Consider the following 6,221-nt stretch of genomic DNA (forward strand, 5'->3'; position numbering starts at 1 on the left):
CCCGCCTACCGAAGTGAAACGGCGGGCAGGCAAATGTCAAATCATGCCAAAACAAAATCTCCGAAGACTAATCCTTTTATATTTGGTATTTGATATTTGTCCCGACAAGTCGGGATTATTAGAAATTAGAAATTTGTAATTAGTCATTTAAATAACATTTATAAAAAGTCTCAAGGCAGAATAAAAATTTCTTGCCAAAAATTACTGCTCCCTCGAGTCGTCGTCGCAAGCTCTTTACGACTCGAAAAGTCAGTTTACCCCGTGAGATAGTAAACATCTAACGGGGTTTACGGATAGACATTAAATTATATTTTTCTAAGTAATTAGATTCAACACATAGTAGATAAGCTGTGCTCCGAATATGACAAGAACCGCTCCACAAACCACCTGAAAGGTTTTAAGAAGTTTCTCTCTCCTGCGGAGTTTTTCTGGAATGATACCCATTAAACTCCCCAAAACTATAGGAGCAACTGCTGTCCCAATTGCAAATAACGAAGCATACAATATACCAGTTAAGACAGAATTTTCTGCCATACAGGCAATATAAGTGAGGATTGCTACATAGGGAACACATGGAGCAATGCCCATTAAAAAACCAAACAGAAACATACTTGTAGTGCCTTTGTTTAATATCCTTTTCCCAATATGTAGATTGAAACCCTTGCCTAAAATTATAAGGGCTCCTATTATTATCATAAAGAATCCTGGAATTAAATAGAGCCAACCTGACTTTTGTGGTGGGAAAAGTCTGTTAATAGAACTAAAAGCTATAGTTGCGATTCCACCTAAAATAGCAAGTGCTAAAAGTCTGCCCACAGAAAATAGCAATCCTACTTTTAAGCCATCTTTCCAGCTTTTCTTTGCTCCCCCAATATAAGGCAAAAGCAGTGGAGCAGTATAAGCAAGGCAAGGACCCCAACCCATAGTAAACCCGGCAGCAAGTAATTTTACCCCGTTAGATAATAAACTCTCATTCATCTTCTTAATTTCTTTTATACTGATAAACAAAATCTAAGTTTTTTATAGCAACTACCGATATTTATCTAACGGGGTAAAATTAGAAAGCATCTTTTATTTTAATTTTTTTTCCTGCACCTACAAGAACGAAGTCTTTGCCATAGGCTTTCTTAAACTCTTTTCTAGCAAGATCGCCTGAGCAATGGCAGGGAGCCACTTTCTCAACCCCTTCTTTTCTAACCCCATTAATAATTCCTTTTATCTGCCAGGCATTCATCCAGCATAAATGAAAACCACCTAATACTAAATAGGTTTCTGTCTTAAGCATCTTTTTTGCTCTTTTAACTATATCTACAACTCCAGGATGGGCACAACCTGTAATTATCACTAACCCTTTAGAGGTTTTTATTATAAGAGATTGTTCCTTTATCCAAAATCCAAGTTCTCCTGTAGAGTAGGCATTCTTGCAGATTTCAATTGACTTATGGACTTCAATTAATTTGGCACCTGAATTATTTACTTCATCTTTTACACTCTGAGGTAGGGACTTCGGCATATAAACAGTAACTTCAGGATTTTTTGCTAAAAAATCGGGAAGCCCACCAATATGATCATAATGAACATGAGAAAGAAGTATTACATCTACCGAATCCGGGTCAATCTTGAGTTTTTTCATATTCCTAAGGAGGACAGAACCTTCACCACCCACATCAAAAAGAATAGTTTTTTCAAGCCCTTCTACAAAGCAGGAAAAACCCCATCTTGTTTCCAATTCTTTATTATATGGATTATTATCATAGACTATAGTAAGAGTCAGGTCCTTTGCAACTGCCAAAGGTGTAAATAATACCGTAAGTCCTATTAGAAATATTAAAAAGAATTTTGGTATTAGTGTCAAGTCAAGCATTAAATGGCGTATCCCCCAAAGAGGGTTTGGCTTGTTATTGCGTTCCCAATCAGGGGATTGGGAACGAGAACACTGTTGACTTGACATTAGTATAAGCCCTAACTTTTTTCCCCAAGCTCTTTTATGAATCATAGGCCAGGAAGTTTGGATTAGTTGTTTAAGTTTCATCTGAAAATACTTTATAACCACAGAGGTTCATCCTTCGCAGTAGCAGTCCTACTGCTACGGAGAATGGACACAATCCCCCGCATCCGCGGGGACACAGATGTAAATGTAAAACTACGAATTACAAGTACATTGCAACGATCCTAACACCATTTATAATAGTGTTTTAATAAACAGTCCGCCAGACCCGATTCTATCGGGACTCCGTCTCGGAGCTGGCGTATCAAATCCTGTTAGATCAGATGGCAACTCTGTATACTTGATTATTTTCATTCTCCTTTGCGTCACGGTTTGTTTTCGGGACATGAATGTTTCATATTATTTACTAATCGATCCTTCACACATTCCTCATCTGAGGAAAGAATATTACATCTTTTATTGAATGCGAATTAGTAAAAAGCATAACAATCCTATCCACACCCAAGCCAAGTCCACCTGTTGGAGGCATTCCGTATTCCATTGCTTCCAAGAAATCTTCATCAACTTGATTTGCAGAAAGGTCTCCTAATTTTCTTTTTTTAGCCTGGTCTTCTAATCTTGCTCTCTGGTCAATAGGGTCATTCAATTCTGTAAATGCATTTCCAATTTCCAATCCACCTATAAATACTTCAAACCGCTCAACTATTTGCGGATTGTCTGGTCTTGATTTTGCTAATGGAGAAATTTCCTTTGGATAATCTATTACAAAAGTTGGCTGAATTAAATTTGGCTCAACAACTTGCTTGAAAATCTCATCAATCACTTTTCCATAAGTTTTTGTCTCTAATTCAATTTCATGCTCTTTACAAAATTTCAACATTTCCTCAAGGCTCAATTTCTCAATATCAATATTAGCATATTCTTTTATTAATGAAGTTATAGAGACTCTTTTCCACGGCTTGGTCAAATCAATTTTGTTTCCATCGTATTCAAATTTCATCCCGATTGTATCGGGACAAATTTCAACTGCAATCTCTGTTAGCATTTCTTCAACCAAATTCATAATATCATTATAATCAGCATAAGCCTGATAAAGCTCAATCATTGTGAATTCTGGATTATGCATCCTATCCATTCCTTCGTTGCGGAAGTCTTTGCAAACTTCATAAACTTTTTCAAAACCGCCAATAATAAGTCTTTTCAGATAAAGCTCATCTGCAATTCTGAGATACAAATTCATATCCAATTTATTGTGCTTTGTGATGAATGGTTGTGCTGCTGCACCGCCATATAAAGGCTGGAGAATTGGAGTTTCCACTTCAATAAAATCTTTTTTATCAAGGAATTCTCGCATCATCTTGATAATTTTACTGCGGGTAATAAAGGTCTCCTTTACTTCAGGATTGAGGAGTAAATCTAAATAGCGTTTACGATAACGGAGTTCTTTATCAACAAATTGGTCATAAACAACCTTTTTGCCCTCTGCTTCTTTTTCTTTTACAATTGGTAAAGGACGAATAGACTTTGTAAGAAAACTAAATTTATCAGCATGAATAGACAGTTCGCCAGTTTGGGTGCGAAAGACCTTTCCGAAAATATTAACAAAGTCACCAAGATCAGATTGTTTAAAAATTGTGTAATTTTTTTCACCAATATCATCTCGGCGGATATATATTTGTATCTTGCCGGATTTATCTTCTATATGAAAAAAACTTGCTTTACCCATTTTCCGTAGAGAGTGGATTCTACCAACTATTTCAACATTTATTTCTTCCTCTATAAATTTTTCAGGTTCGGTTAAAATATCACTAATAAGATAAGTCCTTTTTGCTTTTGCTGGATATGGATTTATGCCCATTTCAATGAGTTTTTGCAATTTCTCTTTCCTTGCTTTGATTAATTGATTTTCGTTTTGCATGTGACAACCTTTATTTTGAATTTACCACAAAGACACTAAGTTAATTAAAAATCTAAAATTATAAATCAAAGTTGAGATTCATTCTTTGTGCCTTAGTGACTTGGTGGTTGTTTATTTCATCTTTAGAAAAGCATTTATAAATAGGTCAATATTTCCGTCCATCACCGCTTGGACATTGCCGGTCTGGACATTGGTTCGGTGGTCTTTTACCATTGAATATGGTTGAAAAACATAGGAACGGATTTGACTACCCCATTCTATCTTTTTCTTTTTGCTTTCTAATTTTTGTTTTTTCGCATCTTTTTTCTCTTTATAATATTGATAGAGACGAGCTTTTAAGACTTTCATTGCATTCTCTTTATTTTGAAATTGAGAACGTTCGGATTGGCATTGTGAAACTATACCAGTGGGAATATGTGTGATTCTTACCGCACTACTCACCTTGTTAACATGCTGTCCACCAGCACCGCTTGACCGGAAAGTATCAATTCGCAAATCAGCTTCTTTAGTTTCAACTTCAATAGAATCTTCTACCTCTGGATAGACAAAAACAGAAGCAAAGGATGTATGCCTTCTTTTATTTGAATCAAATGGGGAGATTCGCACAAGGCGATGAACGCCAGTTTCTGACTTCAAATATCCATAAGCATATTTGCCTTTGATTTCCAGAGTTGCAGATTTTATTCCTGCCTCATCACCAGGCTGTTTATCAAGAATTTCAACCTTATAGTTTCGCATCTCTACCCAGCGAAGGTACATCCGAAAAAGCATTTTAGCCCAATCATGTGATTCTGTCCCACCGGCCCCAGGATGTATGACAAGTATAGCATCATTTTTATCAGTCGCACCGTTTAAAAGTAATTGCAATTCTAATTTGTCTATGAATTTTCGTATATTAGATAATTTATTTTCTGCTTCCGCAGCTAATTCCGTATCATATTCTTCCTTAAGTATGTTAAGATAAGTCTCTAATTCCTCATATGCGTTTGTTATCTTTTCAGAAATTCCTATCTCTTCTTTGAGGTCACTGATTTTTTCAGAGATTCTCTTTGCATTTTCCTGGTCATCCCAAAAATTAGGCTTGGTTATCTCCTTTTCTAATCTGTCAATTTCATCTTTCTTCTTCTCACCTTCAAAGATACCTCTGCAGTTCAAAGATTCTATTTTGTATTTCTTCAACCTCTTTTGAAAATAGATTTAAATCCATAATAACCTCACAAAAATTTAATAGCAAATTAGATGTTGTAAATTATCTTTGCTTTTTTATTTTGAAATGTTCTTCAGTCCTTTCAGGTATTAAATAATCTTTTAATTCCTGATTAAAATATCTATCCGTCATAGTCGCAATAAAATCTCTTACTTTCTCTGGCTCACTATAATTGGAGCAGTATTCTTTATTTTTATGATTAAGAAATTGATGGAAAATTTTTGAGCCTTTTCTATTATTAGACAGATCCGATAGGTATTTTTCAAATAAGATATGCATTCCTCTTTGTATGATTTGCTTCTCTTCTTCAATTTTCGGATGAGTATAAATTTTTTGATAGTTGAATTTTTTAAGTTTGTAAAGAGCATCCGAGGTTTTTTTATCAAAAGCCACATAATTATTGCCATAACTATTAACAACAACGCTGGCAATTAATGAGTTCATAATTTCATCATTAGTTGAACCAAGTATTTGCACAGCATCTTTTGGCAACTCTTCACGAGTTAGGAAGCCGAGCCTGATAGCATCCTCAATATCCTGCCCAATATATGCAATAGTATCAGAAATCCTGACTACGCAGCCTTCTAAAGTACCTGGTAGAGTTGTTGTATCTTTTTCCTTCATCTCTTGTATAAATTTCTGAATATCTACTTCAGTTTTTTCCCGATTAGGTTGCAATTTCTCATCATGAACTTCACCATCGTGAGATATAATTCCATCTCTTACTTGAAAAGTAAGATTAAGTCCTCTCCCTCCATTTGATATGTTATCAACAATGTGCAGGCTTTCAACATTATGATGAAATCTGCCAATATTATGTTTGAGACAACATTCGTTAAGAACCTCTTCGCCATCATGCCCAAATGGTGGATGACCTAAATCATGACCTAATGAAATTGCTTCAAGCAATTCTATATTTAAGTGTAAATTTTTCCCAATACTTCTTGCGATTTGAGATACATAAGTAGTATGCAAGCTACGGTTGGACATCTCCTCATCAAAAAGATTTGAGAAATATACAACCTGTGTTTTGCCTTGATAACGCCGATATGCTCCACTATACAGTATGCGGTCACGGTCAATAGCAAATAGACCTTTCAGTTCTTTTTTATATTCAGGACGAGTACGATATGCATCGCCATTTTTAG

5 protein-coding genes are annotated in these 6,221 nt (G+C 35.4%); all 5 read right to left on the reverse strand.

Translation table 11 applies throughout. From position 1 onward, the window contains the following. Positions 1-315 precede the first annotated feature (315 nt). Positions 316-978, reverse strand: a complete 663-nt coding sequence (locus U9R23_06820; protein MEA3476132.1) for a sulfite exporter TauE/SafE family protein — start codon at positions 976-978, stop codon at positions 316-318. A gap of 79 nt (positions 979-1,057) precedes the next feature. Beyond that, positions 1,058-1,864 (reverse strand): MBL fold metallo-hydrolase, encoded by an 807-nt coding sequence (locus tag U9R23_06825; protein ID MEA3476133.1) that lies wholly within the window; start codon positions 1,862-1,864, stop codon positions 1,058-1,060. A 502-nt stretch (positions 1,865-2,366) separates the two neighbouring features. Further along, positions 2,367-3,866, reverse strand: a complete 1,500-nt coding sequence (gene lysS, locus U9R23_06830; GenBank protein ID MEA3476134.1) for a lysine--tRNA ligase — start codon at positions 3,864-3,866, stop codon at positions 2,367-2,369. A 111-nt stretch (positions 3,867-3,977) separates the two neighbouring features. Beyond that, positions 3,978-5,073, reverse strand: a protein-coding gene (gene prfB / locus U9R23_06835) for a peptide chain release factor 2 (protein MEA3476135.1) whose coding sequence is annotated in 2 segments (ribosomal slippage) — positions 3,978-5,000 and positions 5,002-5,073 — 1,095 coding nt in all. Because the reading frame shifts where the segments join, the coding sequence is not laid out codon by codon here. A gap of 42 nt (positions 5,074-5,115) precedes the next feature. Continuing rightward, a partial coding sequence (locus U9R23_06840; protein MEA3476136.1) for an HD domain-containing protein occupies positions 5,116-6,221 on the reverse strand: 1,106 nt, incomplete at its 5' end.

This window comes from Candidatus Cloacimonadota bacterium (assembly GCA_034722995.1).
GTDB lineage: Bacteria > Cloacimonadota > Cloacimonadia > JGIOTU-2 > JGIOTU-2 > JAGMCF01.

What these genes read in the sequence shown, in the direction of transcription:
- U9R23_06820 (MEA3476132.1), bottom strand. Translation starts at nt 978, where the DNA reads ATGAATGAGAGTTTATTATCTAACGGGGTAAAATTACTTGCTGCCGGG.
- U9R23_06825 (MEA3476133.1), bottom strand. Translation starts at nt 1,864, where the DNA reads ATGCTTGACTTGACACTAATACCAAAATTCTTTTTAATATTTCTAATA.
- lysS (MEA3476134.1), bottom strand. Translation starts at nt 3,866, where the DNA reads ATGCAAAACGAAAATCAATTAATCAAAGCAAGGAAAGAGAAATTGCAA.